Origin of the sequence: Pseudofrankia inefficax, from assembly GCF_000166135.1 — a bacterium.
Taxonomy (GTDB): domain Bacteria; phylum Actinomycetota; class Actinomycetes; order Frankiales; family Frankiaceae; genus Pseudofrankia; species Pseudofrankia inefficax.
Genome location: NC_014666.1, coordinates 6,034,125 through 6,058,703 on the forward strand (window position 1 = coordinate 6,034,125; position 24,579 = coordinate 6,058,703).

16 protein-coding genes and 1 tRNA gene are annotated in these 24,579 nt (G+C 74.3%); 6 read left to right on the top strand and 11 right to left on the bottom strand.

All coding sequences use genetic code 11. From position 1 onward, the window contains the following. Window positions 1-44: 44 nt before the first annotated feature. The gene (locus tag FRAEUI1C_RS24395) at window positions 45-3,386 is read right to left on the bottom strand and encodes an EAL domain-containing protein (RefSeq protein ID WP_013426023.1); all 3,342 of its coding nucleotides are present in this window, start codon (window positions 3,384-3,386) and stop codon (window positions 45-47) included. Between the two features lie 458 nt (window positions 3,387-3,844). Further along, window positions 3,845-6,517, bottom strand: a complete 2,673-nt coding sequence (gene polA / locus FRAEUI1C_RS24400; RefSeq protein ID WP_041261356.1) for a DNA polymerase I — start codon at window positions 6,515-6,517, stop codon at window positions 3,845-3,847. A 359-nt stretch (window positions 6,518-6,876) separates the two neighbouring features. Between polA and FRAEUI1C_RS24405 the strand changes: the two genes are divergently transcribed. Next, window positions 6,877-7,353 carry a PaaI family thioesterase gene (locus tag FRAEUI1C_RS24405; RefSeq protein ID WP_013426025.1) on the top strand — a complete coding sequence of 159 codons (477 nt, stop codon included), beginning with the start codon at window positions 6,877-6,879 and terminating at the stop codon, window positions 7,351-7,353. Window positions 7,354-7,703: 350 nt separating this feature from the next. On the opposite strand, the gene FRAEUI1C_RS38610 is transcribed toward FRAEUI1C_RS24405, so the two are convergent. The 6 genes from FRAEUI1C_RS38610 to FRAEUI1C_RS24435 form a co-directional block, all read right to left on the bottom strand. Continuing rightward, a complete protein-coding gene (locus tag FRAEUI1C_RS38610) occupies window positions 7,704-8,663 on the bottom strand; it encodes an ABC transporter ATP-binding protein (protein ID WP_095522711.1) in 960 nt (319 codons plus the stop codon). A 158-nt stretch (window positions 8,664-8,821) separates the two neighbouring features. Then, window positions 8,822-10,792, bottom strand: a complete 1,971-nt coding sequence (locus FRAEUI1C_RS42220; protein WP_013426027.1) for a branched-chain amino acid ABC transporter permease — start codon at window positions 10,790-10,792, stop codon at window positions 8,822-8,824. Further along, on the bottom strand, window positions 10,789-11,733 hold the full coding sequence (locus FRAEUI1C_RS24420) for a branched-chain amino acid ABC transporter permease (RefSeq protein WP_013426028.1): 945 nt from the start codon (window positions 11,731-11,733) through the stop codon (window positions 10,789-10,791). The genes FRAEUI1C_RS42220 and FRAEUI1C_RS24420 overlap by 4 nt, the downstream gene beginning before the upstream one ends. Continuing rightward, a complete protein-coding gene (locus tag FRAEUI1C_RS24425) occupies window positions 11,730-12,074 on the bottom strand; it encodes a hypothetical protein (protein WP_013426029.1) in 345 nt (114 codons plus the stop codon). Before FRAEUI1C_RS24425 ends, FRAEUI1C_RS24420 begins: the two co-directional genes overlap by 4 nt. Further along, complete coding sequence (locus tag FRAEUI1C_RS24430) at window positions 12,071-13,252, bottom strand: branched-chain amino acid ABC transporter substrate-binding protein (RefSeq protein WP_013426030.1); 1,182 nt, start codon at window positions 13,250-13,252, stop codon at window positions 12,071-12,073. The genes FRAEUI1C_RS24425 and FRAEUI1C_RS24430 overlap by 4 nt, the downstream gene beginning before the upstream one ends. A gap of 417 nt (window positions 13,253-13,669) precedes the next feature. Then, window positions 13,670-13,745 (bottom strand) — tRNA-Leu (locus FRAEUI1C_RS24435). A gap of 413 nt (window positions 13,746-14,158) precedes the next feature. Between FRAEUI1C_RS24435 and FRAEUI1C_RS24440 the strand changes: the two genes are divergently transcribed. The 3 genes from FRAEUI1C_RS24440 (at window position 14,159) to nhaA (ending at window position 17,966) form a co-directional block, all read left to right on the top strand. Beyond that, window positions 14,159-14,758, top strand: a complete 600-nt coding sequence (locus tag FRAEUI1C_RS24440) for an ANTAR domain-containing response regulator (RefSeq protein ID WP_013426031.1) — start codon at window positions 14,159-14,161, stop codon at window positions 14,756-14,758. A gap of 67 nt (window positions 14,759-14,825) precedes the next feature. Beyond that, window positions 14,826-16,532, top strand: coding sequence for a branched-chain amino acid ABC transporter substrate-binding protein (locus FRAEUI1C_RS24445; protein ID WP_013426032.1), 1,707 nt, complete (start codon window positions 14,826-14,828; stop codon window positions 16,530-16,532). Between the two features lie 21 nt (window positions 16,533-16,553). After that, a complete protein-coding gene (nhaA, locus tag FRAEUI1C_RS24450) occupies window positions 16,554-17,966 on the top strand; it encodes a Na+/H+ antiporter NhaA (protein WP_013426033.1) in 1,413 nt (470 codons plus the stop codon). A 5-nt stretch (window positions 17,967-17,971) separates the two neighbouring features. On the opposite strand, the gene FRAEUI1C_RS37230 is transcribed toward nhaA, so the two are convergent. Further along, window positions 17,972-19,060 (bottom strand): DsbA family protein, encoded by a 1,089-nt coding sequence (locus tag FRAEUI1C_RS37230; RefSeq protein WP_063748009.1) that lies wholly within the window; start codon window positions 19,058-19,060, stop codon window positions 17,972-17,974. A gap of 188 nt (window positions 19,061-19,248) precedes the next feature. After that, window positions 19,249-20,790, bottom strand: coding sequence for an LCP family protein (locus FRAEUI1C_RS24460; RefSeq protein WP_013426035.1), 1,542 nt, complete (start codon window positions 20,788-20,790; stop codon window positions 19,249-19,251). A gap of 412 nt (window positions 20,791-21,202) precedes the next feature. Between FRAEUI1C_RS24460 and FRAEUI1C_RS36650 the strand changes: the two genes are divergently transcribed. Together FRAEUI1C_RS36650 and FRAEUI1C_RS39765 are read left to right on the top strand one after the other, a co-directional pair. Then, window positions 21,203-22,732 carry a PP2C family protein-serine/threonine phosphatase gene (locus FRAEUI1C_RS36650; RefSeq protein ID WP_013426036.1) on the top strand — a complete coding sequence of 510 codons (1,530 nt, stop codon included), beginning with the start codon at window positions 21,203-21,205 and terminating at the stop codon, window positions 22,730-22,732. Window positions 22,733-23,263: 531 nt separating this feature from the next. Then, window positions 23,264-23,419, top strand: a complete 156-nt coding sequence (locus tag FRAEUI1C_RS39765) for a hypothetical protein (protein WP_013426037.1) — start codon at window positions 23,264-23,266, stop codon at window positions 23,417-23,419. Between the two features lie 128 nt (window positions 23,420-23,547). Here the strand turns inward: FRAEUI1C_RS39765 and FRAEUI1C_RS24470 are convergent, their stop codons facing one another. Continuing rightward, window positions 23,548-24,546 (bottom strand): hypothetical protein, encoded by a 999-nt coding sequence (locus FRAEUI1C_RS24470; RefSeq protein ID WP_013426038.1) that lies wholly within the window; start codon window positions 24,544-24,546, stop codon window positions 23,548-23,550. Window positions 24,547-24,579 lie beyond the last annotated feature (33 nt).

Consider the following 24,579-nt stretch of genomic DNA (forward strand, 5'->3'; position numbering starts at 1 on the left):
ACCCGGCCACGCGCCCAGGGCACCCAGCCGGGGCGGACGGGAACTCAGCGGGCCCGGTGCGTGGTGTCCGCTGGGCGGGGTCGGCGGGCGGGCCGGCCATCGTGGTCGCCGCCGACCCGGCCGTCGCCCCGCGTCGAGCCGAGGTGGGACCGGTCGTCGTCCCCTGGCGAGTCCGGCCCGGCCGTGCACGGCCGGGCGGACGGGCCCGACGCGCTGGCCGTGTCGGCGCGGCCGCCGAGCACGGCGGCGCTGCCCCGGCTCGAGCCACGCGGCCCGCCATGGCCGTTGGGCGAGGCGGGGCTGTCGGGAGAGGCTGGGCCGGTGTGCGGAGCGGGGCCGGCGGCCTTGCCGGCGGCGGTGAGCAGCCGTTCGAGGGTGTACCGGCCCTGCCGAGTGAAGAGTGTGACCGCGCGGAGCACGTCCGGATCGAGCCTGCGCATCGGCCTGACCCACCGAACCGCGACCAGGCCCTGCGCGCCACCCTCGCCCATCAGCGGCACCATCAACGCGGACGCGACCTCCATCTTGCGTGCCATCGACGACGAGAGCACGGTGCTCGCCTGGGCGTCCGGGACGAACACCGGCCGGCGTGATCCCGCCACCTGGCGCACGACCTCCTCGGCCTCCAGCGTGGTGCGCATCCCGACCGCCGAGACCGGCCTGGCGCCCTCGGCGACGGACAGTCCGGTCACCCGGAAGACCGACGAGCCAGGAAGGTCGGGCAGCATGACGGCCGCGGTGTCCGCGCCGCACAGCGATCGGACCGTGTCCGCGAACGCGGCGGCGGCGGCCGTCAGGTCCTGGCGGTGCCAGAACCGGTCCAGTCGGTCCAGACCGGCCTCGACCTCCTTGAGCAACAGCCGTTCCAGCCGGGCGTCCAGCAGCCGCATGGTGTGCGCGGCGAGCTCCTGGAGGGCGGCGCGCTGGGCGCTGGTGAGGCGGCGGGGCACGCGGTCGGAGACGCTCAGCGCGCCCAGGACCCGGCCCTCCGAGGTCCGGAGGGGAGCGCCGGCCACGAAGATCACATGCGCCGGCTCGATCCGGGCGAGGTGGGCATAGCGCAGGTCACGGGTGGTGTCGGCGATCTCGAGGAACTCGCCGGAGGCCACGATGTACGAGCCGGGCCCGACCCGGGCGCCGAGATCGGTCAGCTCGACGCCGTGGACGGCCTTGAACCACTCCCGGTTGACGTCGATGAAGACCAGGTAGCCGTACCGGCAGTCGGTGACCTGCGCCGCGAGGGCCGCCAACGCGTCGAACTCGGGCTCCGGCGGCGTGTCGAGGATGCGGTAGCGGTGCAGCGCCGCGAGGCGCTCGGTCTCGTCCGGCGGGTTGGGCGCGGTCATGCCCGTCTTGACCCACAGCTCGGTCGTCTCGTCGGGCACCACGAGCCGGGCCGCCTTCCGCGCCGCGGCGGCGGGGCTCTCGACCTCCTCCTCGCCGGTCGGGCGCTCCGTCTCCGGCATGGCCACCGCCGGCATGGCCACCGCCGGCATCGCCACCGCCGGCGGCGCCTCGGCCGGCGCGGTCAGGTCGGGCGCCGCCTCGGCCTCCTCGCCGGAGGCCGCGACGGGCCGGTAGCCACCCCGCAGCAGCGCGGCGAGCTCGTCGGCCGGCAGCGGCGGCGAGAGGGCGTCCCCCTGCAGCAGGTCGACGCCCAGCTCGATGAGCATCCGGGCGGACTCCTCGTCCTCGACGCCCTCGCCGACGACGCGCAGGCCGAGCCGGTGGCCGAGGTCGATGACCGAGCGGACGATCGCGACGTCCGGCAGGCTGCCTCGGGCGTCCGCGACGAAGCCCTTGTCGATCTTCATCTCGTCGAACGGGAGCGCCTTGAGGATCTCCATCGAGCTGTAGCCGGTGCCGAAGTCGTCGAGCGCGAGCTTCACCCCGGCGGTCCGCAGCTCCCCGAGCATCGTCGCGGCCCGGGCGGGCTGCGAGATGAGCGCGCTCTCGGTGATCTCCAGCGTCAGCATGTCCGGCGGCAGGTCGTAGGCCTCGAGCCGGCGGGTGATCAGCCGGGGCAGGTCGTCGACGACCAGCATGCGGGCGGACAGGTTGGCCGAGACCGGGATGTGCAGGCCTTCGCGCACCCAGGCGGCGCACTGGCCGAGCGCCTCGTCCAGCTCCCACCAGGTCAGGTCGATGATCAGGGTGGAGCGTTCGGCCATCGGCAGGAACGAGCCCGGTGGCAGCAGGCCGCGCTCCGGATGACACCAGCGGACCAGCGCCTCGACGCCGGAGACCCGGCCCGTCGCCGCGTCCTGCAACGGCTGGTAGTACAGGACCAGCTCGCGGTTGGCGATCGCCCGGCGCAGCTGGGCGTGCAGTGCCAGCTCCCAGGAGCGCACGCCGACCGTCCCGGCCATCCCGCTGGTCCACACCCCGACCCGGGCGCCGTCCCGTTTGGCGTTCGCGAGCGCGGCGTCGGCGCACGGCAGCAGCGCGGAGAGCCGGTCACCGTTGCGCGGGGCGGCCGCGAGGCCCGCCGTCGACTCGAGCTCGACGTCGATGCCACGGATGCGGACCAGGCCGTCGAGCTGGTCGAGCACCTCGCGGCCCAGGCGCCCCAGCCGGTCACGGCGTTCGTCGTCGTCCTCGGTGGTCAGCACCTTGCCGGGCAGGACCAGGACGAACTCGTCGCCGCCGAGCCGGCCGACGAACAGCGGCGTCGGGCTGACCCGCCGCAGCAGGTCGGCGAACTCCCGCAGCGCCTCGTCGCCGGCCTGGTGGCCGAGCGCGGTGTTGATCTCGCGGAAGCGGTTCACGTCGAGGACCATGAGGATCGCCGAGCGGCCGGCGAGCAACATCTCGGCGATGGCCGGCTCGGCGGCGTGCATCATGCCGGCGCGGTTCGTCAGCCCGGTCAGCGGGTCGTTGAACGCCTGGCCGCGGCCCCAGCCGAGGAAGCCGGAGGCGAAGGCCGCGGCGCCGATCGTGCTCAACAGGCACGAGACGTAGGTCAGCGGGATGGCGGTCAGGCCGCCGCGGATGGTCATGGCGACCGTGAGGGCGGCACAGATCACCCCGGTCACGGCGACCGCCGGGCCGCGCCGGGAGGAGACAAGCCCGGCATAGCTGCCCGCCCACGGGAACCAGAGCAGGAAGGCCAGTGGGGCGCGGGAGCCGTCGCCGCCGAGGATCGCGGTCGTCATGGCCGCCGTCATCGTCAGCGACACCACGAGCGCCTGGCGCCGTACGTCGTGGCGCCGGTCGAGCAGCAGGTAGGCCAGCGTGGCCGCCGAGACCACGAGGGCCGCGAAGGTCGCGGGGAGCATCTGGACGTCGGACGGCGCCACGAGCATGACGATGAGGAACAGCGTGCCGACCAGCGGGAGCGCGACAAGATAGCCGCTCCGCTGGACCGCCGCGCGCATCGCTCGCATCGCCAGCCCTCCCCGTGCCCGGACGCGCGAGTGCGGGACGCCGCCGTGGCGTCGGGGAGCATCCCTGCGCGCCGCGCGACGTGCCGCCGGCCAGGGCAACCCGTCCTTCATCGGGCGCGGTGCCGAACCGGACCGTCTCACTCCAACTACACAGCCCGTACCCAGCCAGTCACACCATCTCCCGCGCGGACCGCGGGGTAACCCGCCCCGACCACCCACCCTGCGCCCGCGCCGAATATCTGTCCACTCCTTGAATCCGCCCACTCACGCTCCGCGTCCGAGGGGGGACGAGCTGGCCGGCCCGCTCCCGCAAGATACGGAATCAACCGGACAACCGGGCGCGTTTCGACGACCCAGCCGCCACGGACGGGAAAACCGCTCGACGCGGCCTGGAAACGTCCCGCGGGCCTTCGGCCGCGCGGGCGGGCCGCCCCGGCCAGGATCCGCGGGGCAGCCCCCTAGTGGGCGGCGTCGTCCCAGGTGTGGCCGGAGCCGACCGAGACCTCCAGCGGGACGGACATGGTGTACGCGTTCGCCATCTCGGCGCGGACCAGGGCCTCGGCCCGCTCGCGCTCGCCCGGGGCGATCTCCAGGACGAGCTCGTCGTGGACCTGCAGGAGCAGGCGGGACCGCAGCCCGGCGTCGCGCAGGCCACGGTCGACGCCCAGCATCGCGATCTTGATGATGTCCGCGGCCGAGCCCTGGATCGGCGCGTTGAGGGCCATGCGCTCGGCCATCTGACGACGCTGGGAGTTGTCGCTGGTCAGGTCGGGCAGGTAGCGGCGGCGCCCGAGGATCGTCTCGGTGTAGCCGTCCTTGCGAGCCTGGTCGACGACGCCGCGCAGGAAGTCGCGCACTCCGCCGAACCGGGCGAAATAGGCCTCCATCTGGTCCCGGGCCTCGTCCGGGTGGATGCCGAGCTGGGTGGCCAGGCCGTAGGCGGACAGCCCGTAGGCCAGCCCGTACGACATCGCCTTGATCCGGCGGCGCAGCTCCGGGTCGACCTCGGCGACCGGCAGGTTGAACGCCTGGGCCGCGACGAAGGTGTGCAGGTCCTCGCCGGAGGCGAACGCCTCGATCAGGCCGGCGTCCCCGGAGAGGTGCGCCATGATCCGCATCTCGATCTGCGAGTAGTCCGCCGTCAGCAGCGTCTCGTAGCCGGGGCCGACCACGAAGGCGCGCCGGATCTGGCGGCCCTCGGCGGTCCGGATCGGGATGTTCTGCAGGTTCGGGTCGGTCGAGCTGAGCCGGCCGGTGGCCGCGATCATCTGGTTGAACGTCGTGTGGATCCGGCCCGCGTCGTCGATCATCGGCAGCAGCGACTCGACGACCGTCTTGAGCCGGGCGACGTCGCGGTGGCGCAGCAGCGTCGGGATGAGCGGGTGCTCGGAGTTGGTGGCCAGCCACGCGAGCGCGTCGGCATCCGTCGTGTAGCCGGTCTTGATCTTCTTGGTCTTGGGCAGGCCCAGCTCCTCGAACAGGATCTGCTGGAGCTGCTTGGGCGAGCCGAGGTTGAACGGCCGGCCGACGATCTCGTGGGCCGCCTCGACGACCTTGGTCACCTCGGTGCCGTACTGGGACTGCAGGTCGGCCAGGTACTCGGCGTCGGCGGCGATGCCGGCCCGCTCCATGCCGGCGAGCACGGTCAGCAGCGGCAGCTCGATGTCGCGCAGCAGCCGGGCGGCCGAGCGGCGCTCCAGGTCGCCGTCGAGCGCGTCGGCCAGTTCCCCGACGGCCCGGGCTCGGACCACGTCGACCTCGGCCTCGGCCGACTCCTCGACGCCCTCGACCTCGACGTCGAGGGTCAGCTGGCCGTCGGACGGCGCCTCGTCGGCCTTCAGCTCCCGGTGCAGGTAGCGCAGCACCAGGTCGCCCAGGTCGAACGAGCGCTGGCCCGGCAGCGCCAGGTAGGCGGCCAGCGCGGTGTCGCTCGTGACGCCGGCCAGGGTGAAGCCCAGCTCGGCCAGGGCGAGCATCGGGCCCTTGACGTCGTGGGCCGCCTTGGGCTTCGCCGGGTCGGCGAGCCAGCCGGCGAGCGCCTGCTCGTCGGCCGGGGTGAGCTGGGTCGGGTCGATCCAGGCCGCCTTGCCCTTGGGCGGGGCCAGGGCGATGCCGGCGACGGTCCCGGTGCCCCGGCCCCAGCCGCCGCGCAGGTGCAGGCCGGTGCGGGCGCCACCCGTGGTGTGCTCGGCGAGCCACTCGGTGACGTCGCCGGGCGCCAGCGCGTCGAACTCGACGGCGAAGCCACCGTCGCCGGCGGCCGGCTCGACGACCGCGAGCGCCTGGTAGAGCCGCTCGCGCAGCACCCGGAACTGCAGCGTGTCGAACAGGGTGTGCACGGCCTCCCGGTCCCACGGCACCAGGCGCAGGTCGGCAGGGTCCCGGTCGAGCGGGACGTCGCGGGCGAGCTCGGTGAGGCTCCGGTTGCGGATCACGTCGCCGAGATGGTCGCGCAGCGACTGGCCGGCCTTGCCGCTGACCTCGTCGGCCCGGTCGACCATCGCGGCCAGGCTGCCGAACTGCTGGATCCACTTGGTGGCGGTCTTCTCCCCCACCCCGGGGACCGACGGCAGGTTGTCGGACGGGTCACCGCGCAGCGCCGCGAAGTCCGGGTACTGCGCAGGGGTCAGGCCGTACTTGGCCTCGACCTCGTCCGGGGTGTACCGGACCATGTCGCTGATGCCCTTGCGCGTCATCAGGACGGTGACCTGGCCGGTGACGAGCTGGAGGGCGTCGCGGTCCCCGGTGACGATGAGGACGTCCATGCCGGCCGCCTCGCCCTGGGTCGCCAGCGTCGCGATGATGTCGTCCGCCTCGTAGCTGGCGGCCGAGAGGCTCGGCACCGCGAGCGCGTCGCAGACCTGGTGGATCAGGCTGATCTGGCCGACGAAGTCGCTCGGGGTCTCGGCCCGGCCCGCCTTGTACTCGGCGTACTGCGCGTGCCGGAAGGTCGGCGCCGGCAGGTCCCAGGCGACGGCGACGTGGGTCGGCTGCTCGTCGCGCAGCGCGTTGATCAGCATCGAGGTGAAGCCGTAGACCGCGTTCGTCGGCTGCCCCGTCGTGGTCGAGAAGTTCTCCACCGGAAGCGCGAAGAAGGCCCGGTAGGCCAGCGAGTTCCCGTCGAGCAGCAGCAGGCGGGGCACCCCCGGGGTGGGCGCGGGCCTGGCGGCCGACGCCGTCGTCCGCGCCGCCGGCCTGGCCGCTGCGCGTGAGCCCGGCGCCCGGGTGGCCCGCCGCGCGGGGGCCTTGGCCGGCGCGTCGGCGGCCGCTGGCGCCTCGTCGGCCGGCGCCGCCGGGGCGGGGGCGTCGGCGACCAGGGTCGCGTCGGCCAGGTCTGTGCTGCTTAGGTCTGTGCTGCTCGTCGAACCGGACACCCAGCGAAGTCTAGGCGCCCCTACCGACAATCCCGGACAGCGCCTGATCCCCTGGCCGAGGACACCGTGGTCCCGTCGGACGACCAGGTGGCGCCACCGCGACCTAGGCTCGGACGATGACTGTGGAGACCGGGCCGGCGGACGCCGCCGGCACGAGCGAGCCCGCCGACCTGCTCGCGCAGCTGAACGCCCACCGGGGCGAGCTCCCCCGGAAGCTGGGCATCGAGCTGCTCGAGGCCACGCCGGAACGGGTGGTCGGCCGGATGCCGGTCGAGGGCAACCGGCAGCCTTACGGGCTGCTGCACGGGGGCGCCTCCGTGGCGCTCGCCGAGACCGTCGGCTCGATCGCCGCGATGCTCAACGCGGGCCCGGGCCGGGCGGCCGTCGGCCTGGACATCAACGCCACCCACCATCGGGCGCTGACCTCGGGCACCGTCACGGCCGTGGCGACCCGGATCCACGCCGGCCGCTCGGCCGCGATGTTCGACATCCGCATCACCGACGAGCAGGGCCGCCCGGTCTGCACCAGCCGCCTGACCTGCCTGCTGCGCGACCAGCCGCCCGCCGGTGGCACGATCCCCGGCCGCGGCTGAGCCAGCCCCGCGGCCGGCAGGGGCCGTCGACCGGCCCGGCTCGGCCCCTCCGTGGGCCAGGCCGGGACCGCGACCGTCCGGCCTGGTCAGGCGCGTCAGGCTGTCGCGCCAGCGGTGACACCCGGGGACGGTCTTTGGTGCCGTCCGGACCTTCCCCGCGCCCGGACGTTTTCTACTCGTCCGACCCCCGGGTCCACCACCGGAAGAGACGGTAAGAGCGTTGAGTAACCAGGTCAACACGGCCCGCACATGTTCGCCGACTGTTGTGACTTCTCCGGCAACGCCGGCATTCCACTAGCTGATTGCGTTCCGCTGTCGACAGGCCCTCGAACCGGTCATGACGGAACCCGTCAGGACGCCGTGACCGCCGTGCCGAGATAGGCCTCCACGACGGCCGGGTTGGCCCGCACCTCGTCGGGGGTGCCGGTGGCGATCACCTTGCCGAAGGTCATCGCCAGGACCGTGTCGGCGACGGCGGCGACCAGCCGGATGTCGTGCTCGATGAGCAGGATGCTGACGCCGCGGGCCCGGATCTGGCCGATCAGCTCGACCAGGTCACGCCGCTCGGCCGCGGTGGCGCCGGCGGCCGGCTCGTCCAGCAGCAGCAGGGACGGCCGGGTGCCGAGCGCCCGGGCGATCTCGAGCCTGCGCTGGGCACCGTAGGGCAGGCTCGCCGCCGGCTGACCGGCCCGGTCGGCCAGGCCGACGAACTCCAGCAGCTCCCAGCTGGCCTCCGCGACCGCGCGGGCCTCCCGGCGCACGAACGGCAGCGGCAGCAGCGCCCGACCGGCCCCGACGCGCGCCCGTACCTCGACGCCGACCCGGACGTTGTCGAGCGCCGTCAGGTCGCCGAACAGCCGGATGTTCTGGAACGTGCGGGCGATGCCCAGCCGGGCCACCCGGTGCGCGGACCGGCCGAGCAGCTCGACCGGCTTGCGCGCGACGTCCGGCGCGGTGGCGGCCCGTCCCATGCCGGCCTCGTCCGGTCGCGGCGGGCCGCCGGGGGCCTCGCCGTTGGCCGCCGGAGCCGCGCAGGCCGGAACCGCGCCGGCCGGGGACGCCCAGGAGCCGACGCCCGGGACGCGGGTCGGCCAGAAGTGGGCGCTGCCTCGACGGGGCTTGTAGGTGCCGGTGAGGCAGTTGAACAGGGAGGTCTTGCCCGCGCCGTTCGGACCGATCACGGCCAGCACCGTCCCGCGCGGCTGGCGCAGCGAGACGTCGTCGAGGCTGGTCAGCCCGCCGAACCGGAGCGTGAGGCCGGCGACGTCGAGAATCGGCCGCGACGGGGGCTGCGAGCCCGGCGACGGCACCGTCGTCGCGTCCGGTGCCCAGCCGACCCGCGGACCGGGCCGGGCCGGCACGACCGGCGGCGGGAGGGCCGCGCGGCCGCGCGGCACCGGGATCGACCCGCCGGACCCGCCAGGCGGCTCGGGGACGGCGGGCCCGGGGACGGGCGGTTCGGAATCCGTCATGCCCTGCCTTCCCGGGGAACGGTCGGAACCTCGTCGGGCGAACCGGCCCCAACCGGTGCCCGCCGCTGGGCCGGACCGGCCGCGGCGGTGCCTGGCCCGGGCGCGGGGACCGGGCTGGCCCCGAGCGGGCGCGGCGGCAGGAGGCCCTGCGGCCGGAACACCATCATGATCATGACGATGGCGCCGAAGTAGATGAAGCGGTCGGCGGCCGGCACCCGGTCGCGCAGGAAGAACGCCAGGCCCTGCAGCACGACGGCGCCGACGACGACGCCGAGCCGGGAGCCCATCCCGCCGAAGATGACGACGGTGAGCACCAGCAGGGAGGCCTGCAGGCTGAAGGTCTGCGGATTGAAGAACTGCTTCGTGGCCAGCACCACCCCGGCGAAGCCGGACACGGACGCCCCGATCGCGAACGCCAGCAGCTTCATCCGCATGGTCCGCACCCCGGTGGCCTCGGCGGCGACCTCGTCCTGGCGGATCGCGGCCCAGGCCCGCCCGGTCCGCGACCTCTCCCAGACGCCGAGCACGGCCATCACGAGGATGACCAGGACGACCAGCAGGTAGTAGTAGGGCAGCGGTTCGAGGCCCCAGGCGTAGTGGAACCCGCCGGCGTGGACGGACAGCGGCGGCACGCCGAACACGCCGCGGGCGCCGCCGGTGATCCCGTCGGCGTTGTTCGCGAGCAGCTGCACGATCTCGCCGAAGCCCAGCGTGACGATCGCCAGGTAGTCGCCGCGCAGCCGAAGCGTCGGCGCGCCCAGCGCGATCCCGGCGAGCGCGGCGACCGCGACCGCGACGGGCATCGCGAGGAACGGGTTGATCCGCACCGGCGCGTGCCACGGCATCGCCGTCGCGGAGCACAGGTAGGCGGCCGTGTAGGCGCCGATCGCGAAGAAGGCGATGTAGCCCAGGTCCAGCAGGCCCGCGTAGCCCACGACGACGTTGAGGCCCAGCGCGAGCAGCGCGTACAGCCCGATGTCGTTGACCATCGACTGCTGCGCGGCCGTGGACACGGACAGCGGAGCGACGACGGCCGCGGCCAGCGCCACCGCGTACCCGACCGTCCGAACGCTCCGGCGGCCCCGACGTCCGCCAGCCGTCGCCGGGGCGGCCGCCGCCAGCGCCCCGCCGCCGTGGCCGCGTCCGCCCTGGGCCGGGACCGTCCATTTCGACCGGGCCGCCCAGGTCCGATGCCACGGCGCCACCTCGGGCGCCGCCGTGCGCTCGCCCGAGGCGGCGCGCGGGTCCCCTTCCTGAAGCGTCGCACCCGTGGCCTCGGCGGCCTGCCTGCTCGGTCGGGACAGCGCGTCGGCGAGCGACGGCCGGACGGGCCGGACGGCGGCCGGCCGGCCGGCCAGCCGGGCGCGCCTGCGCCGGCCCGCCAGCGGCAGTGCCAACCGCGCGCCGTGGCGGGCCGCGCCGGCCAGATCACGCGCCGCCTGGATCAGCCGTCGCAGCCGGCGGCGGTGGTGGCGGCGGCGCAGCCCCGCGCGGTCCCGGATCCCGGCGGCGCGTTCGCGGGCCCGGTCGGCGACCCGGCGCGGCGGGCCGGCGAGCCACCCGCGCAGCCAGGGCGACCAGGTGACCCCCAGCCAGGCCAGGACGGCCGCGGACAGGAAGAGCGCGCCCCGGGCGCCCGCCAGCGAGCCCCTGGCCCCGGCCAGCGGCCGGTCGCCGTCGCCGGACGGCCCGGTCGCCAGCGCCGCGATCAGGGCGAGCACCAGGCAGCCGCCCAGGCTGCGCCAACGGCTGGCACCCGTCCGGGGCTGGCCGCCCCGCGCCGGCTCCGCGGCCGCCGCGCGGCCCGAGGACGGACCGGCCTCGGACGGCGGCCAGGCCGGCGGCGGTTCGGGCGGGCGCGCCCCGCCGGAGCCCAGCCGCTCGACCAGGACCCGTACGTCCGGCAGCCCGAGGTCGCCGTCCCCGGTCTCCGGCGGCTCGCCGGCACCGGGGCTCGCCGGCGTCACGCGGGCCGTCCGAGGCGGGCGCCGAGCAGGCCGGACGGGCGCAGCAGCAGCACGCCGACCAGGACGACGAAGGCGATGACGTCCTTGTAGGAGGCCTCCAGCAGGTAGCCGCCAAAGCTCTCGACCACGCCCAGGAGCAGCCCGCCGAGCACAGCGCCGCGCACGTTGCCGATGCCGCCCAGCACCGCGGCGGTGAACGCCTTGATCCCCGGGACGAAGCCCATGGTGTACGAGGCGTTGAAGGTCATCGCGTAGAGGAAGCCGCCGGCGCCGGCCAGCAGGCCACCGAGCACGAACGTCGCCACGATCACCCGGTCGACGTCGACGCCGAGCAGGGTGGCGGTCTCGGCGTCCTCGGCGACCGCGCGGATCGACTGGCCCAGCCGGGTCGCGCGGACCAGCCGGTCGACGACGAGCAGCATCGCGAGCGCGGTCGCGCCGATCACCAGCGTGAGGGTCGAGACGGACGCGCCGGCGACCCGGAAGACCGTCCCGTCGCGGAACAGCGCGGGCACCGGCACGTTCTGGCGGCCGAACTCCTTGCCGGCCAGGTTGAACGCGAACATCGAGGCACCGATCGCGCTGATCAGGTACGCCAGCCGGGGTGCCCCGCGCCGCCGCAGCGGCCGGTAGGCGGCCCGCTCCAGCGCGAGCGCCGCGAGCGCTCCGGCGAGCCCGCCCGCGACGAGACCGACGGCGACGAGACCGACCGCGGCCAGCCCGCCGGGCGGGGCGCCCGCGCCGCCCGCTCCCCCGGGCACGAACGCGCGGGCCGCGAACAGTCCGCCGAACGCGCCCAGCATGAACACCTCGCTGTGCGCGAAGTTGATTAGTTGCAGCACCCCGTAGACGAGCGTGTACCCGAGCGCGATCACCGCGTACAGCGCGCCGACGGTCAGGCCGTCGACCGCGAGCTGCGCGATCGGCTCGCCGCTGCTCACCGGCCCACACCTGGCCCGATGTCACGGCCCGCACCTGGCCCGATGTCACGGCCCGCACCTGGCCCCAAATCACGGCCCACACCTGGCCGCAGGTCACGGCCCGGGCCCGGCCGGGCGCCACCGACGCCCCAGCGGGCCGACCGCACCCGTCCCTCCCAGCTGGAGGCCAGGTCGGCGAGTCCCGGCTCGCCCCCGGCCTCCGGGGCGGGATCGGCGGGCGCCGGCCAGGGGGAGACGACCGGCGCCCCCGCCGCGCCCGCGGGTGCGGGCGCGACGGGGGCCGGTCCGGCCGGCTGGCCGGCGACGTCGCCGGGGATCTGGGTGACGTCGGCAGTGATCACGGCTTTGTCAGCTGGTCCGTCGGGCCTAGGACGACCCGCTGTCCGTTGCGGACCTCGTAGACGTAGACCGTCGAGCCCTGGACCTCGCCCCGCCCGTCGAAGCGGATCTGCTTGGTGACGCCCGGGATGTTCACGCTCCGGAAGTCGTCCCGGACCGAGGTCCTGGTCGCCTTCGTGCCCTCGTGGGTGAGCACCGAGATGATCGCCTCGGTGGCGTCGTAGGCCTCGCCCGAGTACGTGCCGGGCTTCGCGCCGCTGTTGACGTCCTTGAACTCGGAGACGAACTTCGCCGCCTTCGGGTCGGAGTTGGCGTCGCCGCAGGCGCAGGTCAGCAGGGTTCCGTCGGCGGTGTCGGCGCCGGCCTGCCTGATGAACTGGTCGTCGTTCGCGCCGTCGCCGGCCATGATCTTGCCGGTGTAGCCCTTGCCGCGCAGCGCCTTCACCAGGAGGGCGAACTCGGCGTAGTAGCCCGAGTAGTAGACGGCGTCCGGGTGGTCGGCGATGATCTTCGTCGCCTCGGAGGTGTAGTCCTTCGTCGGGTTGATGCCGTCGTGCGTGACGGTCACCGCGTCGGCCCGCAGGCCCTTCTCCAGGGCCGTGGACAGGCCGGTGCCGTAGTCGCTGCGGTCGTCGAGCGAGAACACCCGCTTGGCCTTCAGCGCCTTCGCCAGGTAGTTCGCGGCGGCGGCGCCCTGGACGGTGTCCGGCGCGATCACCCGGTAGAAGGTCTTGAAGCCGAGGTCGGTGAGCTGCGGGTTCGTCGCGGACGGGCTGACCGACAGCAGCCCGGCCTGGCTGAACAGCGGTTCGCTGGACTTCGTCGCGCCGGAGAACACCGGCCCGACGACGGCGAGGACGTCCTTGTTGTCGACCAGCTTCTGCGCGGCCGTCGGCCCCTGCTCGGGGGTGCCCTGGTCGTCCGAGGCCACGATCCGCAGCGTGAACGGGAGCTTGGTGTTCCGGTTGGCCTCGTCGATCGCGGTCAGCACGCCGTTGTACGCGTTGATCCCCAGTTGCTGGTTCTCACCGGACAGTGGCCCCTGGAACCCGATCGCGTACTCCTTCTTCCCTCCGTTCGATGAGTTGGAGCCGTCCCCGCCGCAGCCGGCCGCGGCCGTCACAGCGGCCACCGCCGCGACGGTTCCGATGAGCCGATGCCGCCGCGTCAGACCGTCCATGGACTGTCCCTCTTTCGCCCGCGAATGCCCGCCGGTGGCGCCCCGGCCTGTCCGGGCTCACCACACGGGTCCGACGATCGCCGGACGGCCGCGAAACTAGCCGTTTGTCGCGCCATCCTAAAGCGCAGCGTGAGAGTGTCGTCACTTTTTGTAGTCTCATTGCCGAAGGCACGGCCGGTTGGCTACTCAAGGTGGCTATTGGCCGACTATTCGGGCGCGCCCGTCTGGGCCTGCGACCGGGAGCTTCGCGACCGCCCAGACCCCACCGACCACCTGCCCACGCGGGCGGCACTCTTGGGTTCCGTCTGACGGTCGACCGCGGGCGAGATTCGTCGGCGCCGGGTATGCCTCACACGGGCTCAAGGCCCGAAAATGCCGAAGATCTTGACCATGACCGAGACTCGACCAAGATCACACTGGTAGCCCGGGTGGGATTCGAACCCACACTGTCGGTGGTTTGAGCACCGTCTCTCTGCCGTTGGAGTACCGGGCCTGGCATCGATGTGGACCTGGGGAGTCTCCGGCGTGAACATCCCTCGCGGCTGCGGGGCGGATAAGGCGATGGAGGTGCTCCCCGTGACGACTCTAGCCGGGTAGGGTGCGATTCGACCTCTCGCCCCGCCCGTTTGGGGCCTGTGCGGTGTTCCGGGCCAGCCGTCGTCGGCGGCCCCCGGCGCGCCGGTAGCGGCCAGCCGCCTCGCAGCGGACGGAGCGTGGAGTCGAGACGACCGCGCTGGCAGCCGGCGCTCGCGCGACCGACCTGGTCGCCGGGCGTCACCGCCAACCATGGCGGGGGGCTGCCGCCAGCCGACCGTTGAGCGCAGCAAGGATGCGTCCAATGGACGGCAGAATGGCTACCGACGCCGACCGACCACTATCGACGCCGACCCCAGGAGATCAGACTCGATGAGCCAGCCATCCTCGACGCCGCGCCGGGTGCTGATCGCCGAGGACGAGGCGCTGATCCGTCTCGACCTGCGTGAGATGCTGCAGGAAGAGGGCTACGAGGTCGTCGGCGAGGCCGGCGACGGGGAGATGGCCGTGACGCTGGCGACGAAGCTGCGTCCGGACCTGGTCATCCTCGACGTGAAGATGCCGAAGATGGACGGCATCGAGGCCGGCGCGAAGATCGCCAAGGAGCGGATCGCCCCGGTCGTCATCCTCACCGCGTTCAGCCAGCGCGACCTGGTCGAGCGGGCCCGGGAGGCCGGCGCGATGGCCTACGTCGTCAAGCCGTTCCAGAAGAAGGACCTGCTGCCGACGATCGAGATGGCGATGAGCCGGTTCACCGAGATCGTGAGCCTGGAGGCCGAGGTCGAGGACCTGCAGGGCCGGCTGGAGGCTCGCAAGATCATCGAGCGGGCCAAGGGCGTGCTGCAGACCGAGCACAAGATGACCGAGCCGGACGCCTTCCGCTGGATTCAGCGCACCTCCATGAACCAGCGCCGGACGATGCGGGCGGTCGCCGAGGCAGTCCTGTCCGGGGAGGCCCTGCCCGGGCAGTGACCTCCCTGCTGCGACACGCCCATCCGTCCGTGGCCGCCCTGCCCATGCCGGCCGCCGCGATCCGCCGATGACGCCCGATGAGGAGCGTCCGGGCTTCGACGCGCCCGCGCCTCCCCCCGCCGAGCGAGCGAGCGCATCCTCGCTGCTGCGCAGGCTGGGCCGCTGGCTGTCCGGCGGTCCGGAGAGTGAACGCGCCGGCTCCGAACTGGTCGTCGCCGGTGGCGCCGACGGGCCGCTGGTGCCTGGCTGGGAGATCGCCGTCGCGGGCCTGCGCCGGTTCGCCGGCTGGACGGGCCGCGCGGCGCGGGCGACGGCCGGCTGGGTCGGCCGGCGCCGCGGCACCGGCCGCGGCCGGGCGTTGCTCGCCGGGCTGGTCACGCTGCTGGTGGCGATCCCGACCGGCCTGACCATCGGCCTCGTCGAGCTCGCCAGAGACCACGGTGACGGTGTGCCCGGGGCGTCCGACCCCCGGGTGCTGCGGCTCGGGGTGATGGCGCCGCTGTCCGGGGACCTCGGCAACATCGGCATCGCCGTGCGCGACGCGGTGACGCTCGCCGTCGACGACGCGAACAAGACCGACGCGATCCCCGGCTGGAAGGTCGAGCTGGTCGCCAAGGACGACCTGTCGCGCCCGGACGGCGGAGCGGCCGCCGCTGAGGCGTTCGCGGACGACTCGTCGCTGATCGGCGTCGTCGGGCCGCTCAGCTCGACCGTCGCCCGGGTGGCGCTGCCGGTGCTGGATGCCGCCGGGGTACCGGTCGTCTCACCGTCGAACAGTTCGCCCGACCTGACCGCCCAGGACGCGTCGGCGAGCACCCGCAAACGCCCCTACAGCCGCTACTTCCGGCTGTCCGGCACCGATGCGCTCCAGGCGAAGACCGGGGCCGACTACGCGGTCGACACGCTGCGCCGGTCCAGGATTCTCGTCATCGACGGCGGCCCGTCCTATGGCGAGTCGCTCGCCGAGCGGTTCACCCGGGACGCGACGGCCGCCGGGGCCGAGGTGGTGGCCAGCTACCAGGTGGACGGCGACGCCGCGGCGGCCGCCGAGGTCCAGTCGGTGGCCGACGGCATCCAGACGCTGAACCCGGACCTGATCTACACGACGACCGGCTACCTGTTCGCGAGCGCGCTGCGCAAGCGGATGGCCGCGGCGCAGCTGTCGGTCCCGTTGCTGGGTACCGACGCGATGCTCAGCGCCCGCTACCTGGACTCGGCCGGCGACACCGCCGAGGGGGACCTCGCCACCGACCTGGCGGTCCCGATCTCCAGGCTGCCGGCCGCCGGCGCCTTCGCGGCCGAGTTCCTCAAACGATGGGGCCCGGTCCTCGGTGGCCCGGAGCAGCCGGCCACCCCGGACAAGGTGCCGGACTCCTCGGCCACGCCGTCGGCGGGCACGGACGGGACGTCGTCCGAGGGTCCGCCGGCCGCCAGCGCCGCCGTGCGGCAGCCGGGGCCCGACGGGGGCGGGACCACCGGGTCCGAGCCGCCGACGCTGACCCCCCAGCGGGCCGAGATGATCCCGGCACTCGCCGCCTACGCCTACGATTCGGCCCGCGCGCTGCTGCGCGCCGCCGCCGTGGTCCTGCCGGGCCGGCTGGCCGTCGACGACGGCGCCCGCGCCGCGATCGCCGCGCAGGTGGGCCGCGGCTCGTTCGCCGGCGTGACCGGGCAGGTCTCCTTCGACGCCTTCGGCGACCGGCGCGACCCCTCGTCGGTCGTCTACGCCGTGCTGGCCGGCCGCTTCGTGCCGCTCGTCATCGGCGAGCCCTAGCTCCGGAAGGGTGACGAAACCTTGACCGCGCCACCGCGTCCCGGCCCGGCGCTGCGGGTCAGCATCCCCGCCCCGGCGCCGGCCGTCCGCGAGTTCCTCGCGACCGAGGCGGGCAGCGCCGTGCTGCTGCTCGGCGCCACGGTCGTCGCGCTGGTCTGGGCCAACTCGCCCTGGTCGTCCAGCTACGACCACCTGTGGAACACCCACGCGGCGCTGCGGGTCGGCGGCGCCTCGCTGGACCTCTCGCTGCACCACTGGGTGAACGACGGCGCCATGGCGATCTTCTTCATGGTCGTCGGCCTGGAGATCAGCCGGGAGGCGACCACCGGGGAGCTGCGTGACCGCAGGGCTGTGGCGGTGCCGGCGCTCGGCGCCCTCGGCGGCCTCGCGACCCCGGCGCTGATCTACTGGCTGCTCAACCGGTCCGGCAGCGGGGCATCCGGCTGGGGCATCGCGATGTCGACCGACACCGCGTTCGTCCTCGGCATGCTGGCGCTGTTCGGGCCGCGCTGCCCGGACCGGCTGCGGCTGTTCATGCTCACGCTCGCCATCGTCGACGACATCGGCGCCATCACCGTCGTGGCGGTCTTCTACACGAAGCACGTCAACGTCGTGGCCCTCGTACTCGCCGGGGTCGCGGTCGTCGCCATCGTCGTGCTGCGCTGGATGGGCGTCTGGCAGCTCACGCCCTACCTGGTCGCCGCGCTGCTGCTGTGGCTCGCGGTCCACGCGTCCGGCGTGCACGCCACGCTCGCGGGAGTGCTCATCGGGCTGCTGGTGCCCGCGACGCCACCCCGCCGCGAGCAGATCGAGAACGTGCCCGTGTTCGTGCGCGCGCTGCAGGAGGACTCGACGGCGTCGCGCTCGGCGCTCGCGGTGTCGGCCGCGCGGGCCGCCGTCACCCCGAACGAGCGGCTGCAGCACCTGTTGCATCCGGTCAGCGCGTTCGTCGTCGTGCCGCTGTTCGGCCTGGCGAACGCCGGCGTGAGCCTCGACGCGCACACGCTGCGGACCGCGGCGACGTCACCGGTGACCCACGGCGTCACGGCCGCGCTCGTGCTCGGCAACGCGGTCGGCATCACGGTGGCCGCGACCTGCGCCGTGCGAGGCGGCCTCGGCGTCCTGCCCGGCCGGGTCCGTTACGGGCACCTGCTCGGCGCCGCCGTGCTGGCCGGGATCGGCTTCACGATCTCGCTGTTCATCACCGAGTTGGCGTTCGACAGCGAGGAGCTGCGCGACCAGGCGAAGATCGGCATCCTGGTCGGCTCGCTGATCGCCGCGACCCTGGGCAGCCTGCTGCTGCGCTTCCTGGGCGATCGCATGCCGCTCTGCTCCCCCGAGAGCGACGGCCTTCCCCCACCGCTACCGCCCCAGCCGTGGCTCGCGCCAGGAATGCCCGTGCATCCGCTCGATGGGGCAGTGCTGCACCGGTAGGGCGGTCAGCTCCTCGACCACGGCAACCAGCGGCGATGGCCTCGGCGCGGTTCCTCCTGGGAGTCGTAGTCCAGCCTGGCGGTGTCGGCCGGAGTTAGGGCGTCGGCCGCAGGTGGGGCGTCGGCCGCAGGTGGGGGGTCGGCCGCGCTGCTCGCCGGCGCATCACCGGTCGGCTGGGAGTCATCGTCGGACAGCGGGACGCTGTCGAAATGCCCGGCACCGTTCGGGCCGTCGCCTTCGGCCACCCCGAGGACGAGGATCGGCGGCCCGTCAGGCACCGTGAGTCTGGGCAGCGGCGGGCTGGCCACGATCGCGGACGTGGCCGCCAGGTGCACCGCCCGGCGCAGCGCGGGAAGCTCCGTGCGGCCACGGTAAGCCTGGCCGTTGATGAAGATCGTCGGGGTGCCTCGCACACCGACACCGACGCCGTGCTCGTAGTCGGCCTCGACGGCGGCGCCATACGGCTGGGCCGCGGCACCGACGACAAGCTCCGGGTCCAGGCCGAGCCGCTCGGCCCGCATCCGCAGGTCGATGTCCTTCAGCCGGGACTGATAGGCGAAAAGCTGGTCATGCATCGGCCAGAACCGGTCGTGCGCGTGGGCCACCTCGGCCGCCAGCGCCGCCGTCAACGCGTACGGATGCACCTCGAACAACGGAAAGTGCCGAAAGACGTGCCGTACCAGTCCCCCGCAGGTCTCCACCAGCTCATGCAGCACCGGCGCGGCCTGCGCGCAGTACGGGCACTCGAAGTCCCCGTACTCGACGAGTACGACCGGCGCCGTCAACTCCCCCCGAGATGGCCGGTCATCCAGCCGAACCGGCGCGGCCAGCCCGTTTGCGCCGTCTCGGTCGACGGGCGCGGCAACCTCGCGGGACGTGGCGGCGACGGCCGGCGCCGGGCCCGGCGCCGGCTCGCTAGCCGCCGGCCTGGTCGCCACCTGGTCGACGGCCGGACCCGGCCGTCGCGCGTCGTCGATCGAGCACGCGGGACCGGCTTCTTCTGGATCGACCGCCTCCGTCGTCTCGGCGTCGGCACCGCCCGTCGAGCCAGGAACCGCGGGCCTGTCCACATCCGACACCGATGGCAGCTCCATACGACGAGTATCGCCTCGGCCACCCGCTCTATTCGCCGTGGAGCGGATCAGGCCTGCCTCACACCGAGACCGCCCCCGGCCCTGAGCCAGTAGCCCGAAGTGATCTCCGCGTTCCGCGGGACGCGACCGCCGGGCCGGAAGCCGGCATGGCGGGCCGGGCTCGTCACGCGCCTCGTCCGGCCGCCCTGTTAAGGCGTGCAGGACGTGTCAGCTGGCGCGGGAACGGCCGGCGGGGACGTCGAGGCCGGCGGCGGGGTCGACGGGCCCCCGGTCGCCAGGCGGGTGAACGCCCCCCCGAGGATGACGACCAGCCCATGGCGCGCGGCCGGGTCCGGGACGAGGCGGGCGCCGGGGATGAGGGCCGCCAGGGTGCGGGCAGCGGCCACACCGGCGCCGACGTCAGGGCCTGCGGAGCCGTAGTGGATCTCGGTCGTCGCCAGGGTGCCGTGCGCGTCGGCCACGGTCATCGGGCCGGTGAAGCCGCGCTCGCGCAGGTAGGCGGCGGTCTGGGCGGCCAGGCCGTTGCGGCCGGCGGCATTGCGCACCACCGCGATCGTCACCGCGCCAGGCGCCAGCGTCGGGCCGACGGCCGGCGCCGGTGTACCGGTCGCGCCGCCCGTCGTCGCGGGGTGCGCGGGCGCGCCCGACCGTCGGCCCGCGGTGGATCGCAGCGGGCCGACCAGGCGCTCGAACGCGTCCTGGTCGAGGAACAGCACCTGCTGGTGGGACGGGACCGTGCCCCGGTCGTCGATCGCCCCCTCGGCGCGGGTCGGGACGTGGGTCGGGATGGTGGTGAAGGTCAGCTTGCCGGGGCCGAGGGTGGCCAGCCGGTTCGCCAGCGCGACGAGCTGCTGCTCGCCGAGGCCCTTGTCGACGGTGAGCGAGCCGCCGACGGCGCCGAGCAGCGCGGCGAGCCGGACCGGGTTCGTCAGCACGCCGAGACCCGTCGCCTTCGCCAGTAGGCGGGCGAGGAACTGCTGCTGGCGCAGGATGCGCAGCCGCTCGTCGCCGAGCGCGTGCCGGGTCCGGACGAAGGCGAGGGCCTGCTCGCCGTTCAGTCGGTTCTCCCCCAGGTGGCCGTGCCACTGGGACCAGGCGTCGTTGAGGTTGCCGGTGCCACCGTCGGGCAGCGGCCGTACGCAGACGGTGACGCCACCGACGGCGTCCGTCATCGCCTTGAAGCCGGCGAGGTCGATGGAGATCGTGTGGTCGATCCTCAGGCCGGTCAGCGCCTGGAGGGTCGTGATCAGTCCGGGGACGCCGGCCAGGTTCAGGACGTCGGTGAGCTTCGACCTCCCGTCCGCGGGCACTCCGGCCACCCGGGGAACGACCGGCACCAGGGTGTCGCGCGGGAACGACAGCAGCGTCACCGCACCGTCCGCACCGAAGTGGGCGATGATCGTCGTGTCGGACCGGTCGCCGTCGACCTGGCCATACTCGCCGCCCGTTCCGGCCCGGCTGTCACTGCCGAGCAGCAACACGTTCATGGTGCCGGACGGGTCGCTCGCGCCGGCCAGGTTCCAGCCGTTCTCCCTGGTCAGGGCACTGTCGAAGCGGCGGTAGCCGGCCCAGCCGACCGTGCTGACGACCAGCACGGAGAACGACAGGACGGCCAGCACCACCAGCACCGGCCGCCGGAACGGGGACCGCCGGGTGCCGGGCCGGCGCGGCTCCACATCGGGCGGTGGCAGCAGCCGGCGCGGTCCCGTCCGCCCGTCTCGTTGCGCCATCCGCTCTCCGGCCCCCACTGACTCGGTCCCGCTCGCCTCGCCACGGCCGCCACGGACCGTGGCGGCGGCCCGCCTCATCCCTCGACGGGCACGGACGTCCGAAACGCTACATTTGCCCAGCGTCGCAACGGATCCACCGGTCGGCCCGCGTGGCACCGGTCGGCCGATCGACGACGCACAACCGAACGGCAAACCCGCCCGAAGCACACCCCGGGCGCCGCGAGCGAGCGGTGACGTCGGCCAAGCTGTCATCCCGCGAGCGGCACCCGGCGCCCAGGCCTGGCCGGCGATAGGGCCTGGCCGGGCCGGCAGCGGGCCACGCCGCGACCGGTCCGCGCTGGTCGGGGGCGGTTTCCCGCGGTCGGGCCGGGTACCCCGCCAGTCGGTGGAATCGACTCAACCGGGGTGTGCAGTGGGACGAGCAGCGACGAAAGTCCGCCGGGACCGGAGCAACGACGCGGATCTGCCGACCGCGACGTCGCCTGGACTGACGACGAAGCCCGATGCACGGTCCGACAAGGCCAAGAAGACGCGGGGCGGGAAGGGCGCTGGCCCGAAGGCCCCCAAGGCCGAGCTCAAGAAGTCGGGCGCGGGCAAGAGTGACAAGAAGTCCCGTGAGCCTTCGATCGAGGCCGTGGCCGGTACCCCCGCCGGGGCGACGAACAGCGTGGTGGACGCGATCATCGCGGCGGCGCTGGGCGAGGCGGTGGCGGAGTCGCTGACGGCCTCGCTGGCCGAGTCAATCAACGAGTCCTTCACGGAGATGATGGCCGGCGGCCTGGCCGGTGCCCTGGAGGAGGCGCTGGTCGAGGCGGTCTCGACGGCCGTCGCGCGCGACCTGCCCGACGCGTTCGCGAGCGTCGCCGTCGCGAGCCTGACGGGCCAGCCCGCCGTGGACCTCGACGCGCCCGGTTCCGGGGCCGGCTCCACGGCCCCGGCCGTGACACCTCCTGGCGAACCCGGCGGGAGGCCCGCCGCCGGGTCGGCCTCGTCGACACGCACCGCGCCGGGGCCGGCCCGGGCGTCGGACGGGCACGCGGTCGAGGTCGCGGCCGCCCGGTCGCTGTGGGAGGCGCTGCCCCCCAGGCGGCTGCCGGTGCTGCCGAGCCTCGACCTGGCTGCCCGCCGGCTGGCGGCGAGCGACCCGGACCGGGTCGGCGGCGACTGGTACGACGCCATCGCGCTCGACGCCGACGCGGTGGTGCTGGGCGTCGGCGACGTCGCCGGCCACGGTCCGGGCATGGCCGCCCAGATGGCGGAGCTGTGCCACGCGGCCCGCGCCTACGCGCTGCTGGACCTGCCGCCGGCCCAGATCACCGGCCGGCTCACCGAGGTGTTGCGGGCCGGTGGCCACCGCTCGCTGGCGTCGACCTGCACGGCCCGCCTCGACATCCCGACCGGCCGGTTGACCTGGTGCAACGCCGGCCATCCGCCGCCGGTCCTGATCACCGCGCAGGGCGACGTCTCGTTCCTCGGCGACGTGCACGGCCCGCTGCTGGGCGCGGCCCCGGGCGCTGGCCCCGGCACGAGCCTGGCCGGCGGGCCCGGGGTCGAGGGCGGGACCGAGTACGCGCAGAGCACCGTGACGCTGCCGTCGGGCGCGACCGTCCTGTTCTACGCCGCCGGCCTCGTCGATCAGCCGGACGCGCCGATCGCCCACCGTCTCGACGCGTTGGCCACCGCGGCGTCCAAGGCCTTCGGCACAGCCGCGAGCACCTCGGCCACGGGCAGCTCGGCCACAGACACCTCGGCCACGAGCACATCGGCCAGCGGCGGGGTCCAGCCCGGTGTCGACGTGCGTCCGCTCGCGGCGGCCTGCGACGCGCTGCTCACCGAGCTCTCGACCGCCAGGGCGGCATCCTCGGGCCAGTCCGACGCCGCCCGGCAACCCCGGCCGCGCCGCGACAGCGACTCCGTCCTGCTGGCGGCCCGTCTCCGCTGATCTGCTGACCTGCCTGGCTCTAGTTCGGCTCCATCGCGTCCCCCGATCGGTCTGGCGGCTACCGTCGCCGCAGGTGGCAGCGCCAGTAGAGCAGCGGCCGGACCCCCACATGTGGTCGAAATATGAGAGCTGCCCGATTTGGTGCGGACAGCGCCCTGATCGGGACGCTCGCCCGCACCGATGCCCGCGAGGGCCGGACCGCCCGGGGCTCCGATGCGGCGACGACAGCCGCCGTGACCTGCGGAGTGTCCACTTTCTGTCCGGCCGACAGCACTGGACACCCAGGTACCCGCCGAACGGATCTAGTTGTCCGCCGGCATGTCTCACAGGCCGGCGCGCCAAGGACGCATGCTCAGCTACGCGACCACGCGAGCCGGCCGGCGCCTGGTACGGGGAGGCGTCGGCCACAGGCTCGACGCTGGGCTCGACGGTCAGGAGCTCGCGTCCTGCCTCCGGCGGACATCCGTGGCGTGACGTTGGGAACCCGGCCGCCAGGACGTCGGTCGGACGTCGCGATCGGGGGAACGCGCAATGGCCAGAGAGGCCCAGGGCCCGAGATCAGGGGCGGCCGCCAGCGACCTGGGCGGCTGCACCGACGGGACGACCGGCGAGGACGAGGAGAAGGCCCACGCGGGGCCCGACCACCCGCCCGATACCCCACCGCGCCGCCGCATCGGTCCGGCCTGACCGACCGCGTGCGGACGCGGGCAGGGCTCGCGGATCACCTCGGCGACGCGGGGCTCCACTCCGCCGCGCTCAGGCCACGCCCGCCCGGACCGTGGCCCCGCGCCGTACCGCCGCCAGCCGGCGGCGGCTCACGACCACCGCAGGCCGTAACAGAGGCCGGAGGCCAGCCCGCTGAACCGCGCGAACGCCTCGCTGACCCCGTCGAGCGCGACCGCCGGCAGGTCGATGGCGAGGTCCTCGACGGCCCGCAACGGCAGGCCGTCCACCAGTTCGACCTTCGGGTCGGCATCCTCGGGGAACCGCACCCGCAGGTCGAGCGCGTCGCAGCGGATCGTCGGGTTGAGCGCGTACCGAGGCGCCATCGGCTGGCCGGCCGGCACCCGCCACGCGCAGCCGAAGTCGTGCCGCTCATGCCGGCCCAGCGCGCGCGGCAGCCGCAACACCGGCGAGTAGTGCGTGTCGCCCTGGCGGTCGATCCGCACCATCCGGCCGCCGAACAGCACATCGACATCGAGGTCGCGCGGGCTGGCGGGCGCGCCCGGCGGCCGCGGCAGGCTCATCGACAGCGCCAGCTCCCGCAGGCCGTCCTCCAGCGCGACGACCCGGCGCGTCTCCAGCAGCTCGGGCGTCGGCCCGTCGAGCCGCAGCACCGCCCAGACCCGTTCCACGTACCAGGCGCCGGCCGGCGGCCCGGCGAGCGCGGGCGGGGCGGGCGCGAGGCCCACGGAACGGGACCGGCCGGCCGGGACGTCGGGATCCACCGCGGCGGCCGTCTCGGCGAGCAGCCGGAACGCCTCCTCGCAGCGACGGCGGACCGTGCGCGGGTCGCGGTCGAGCTCGACCGCGAGCCAGCCGAGCCGGTCGGTCAGCAGCCGCTGGTCGGCGCGCGGGTCGAGCGCGAGCGCGAAGGCGACGACGATGCGCAGATCGGCGGGCAACACGGCGATCCGGTCGCGCAGCCAGGCGACGAGACGAGTCCGCAGCTCGATGCCGACGGACTCACCCAGCCCGGCATGCCGGCGCAGCGACGGACCGACCCGTGCGCCCAGGTTCGCGGCGCGAAGCCCACGGCTGCGCGCGAGCGATCGCAGCTCGTCATGAAGCGCCGCGGTGTCAGAAGCGTTCATTGTTCATCTCGGACGGGTCTGTCGGCCCGGCAC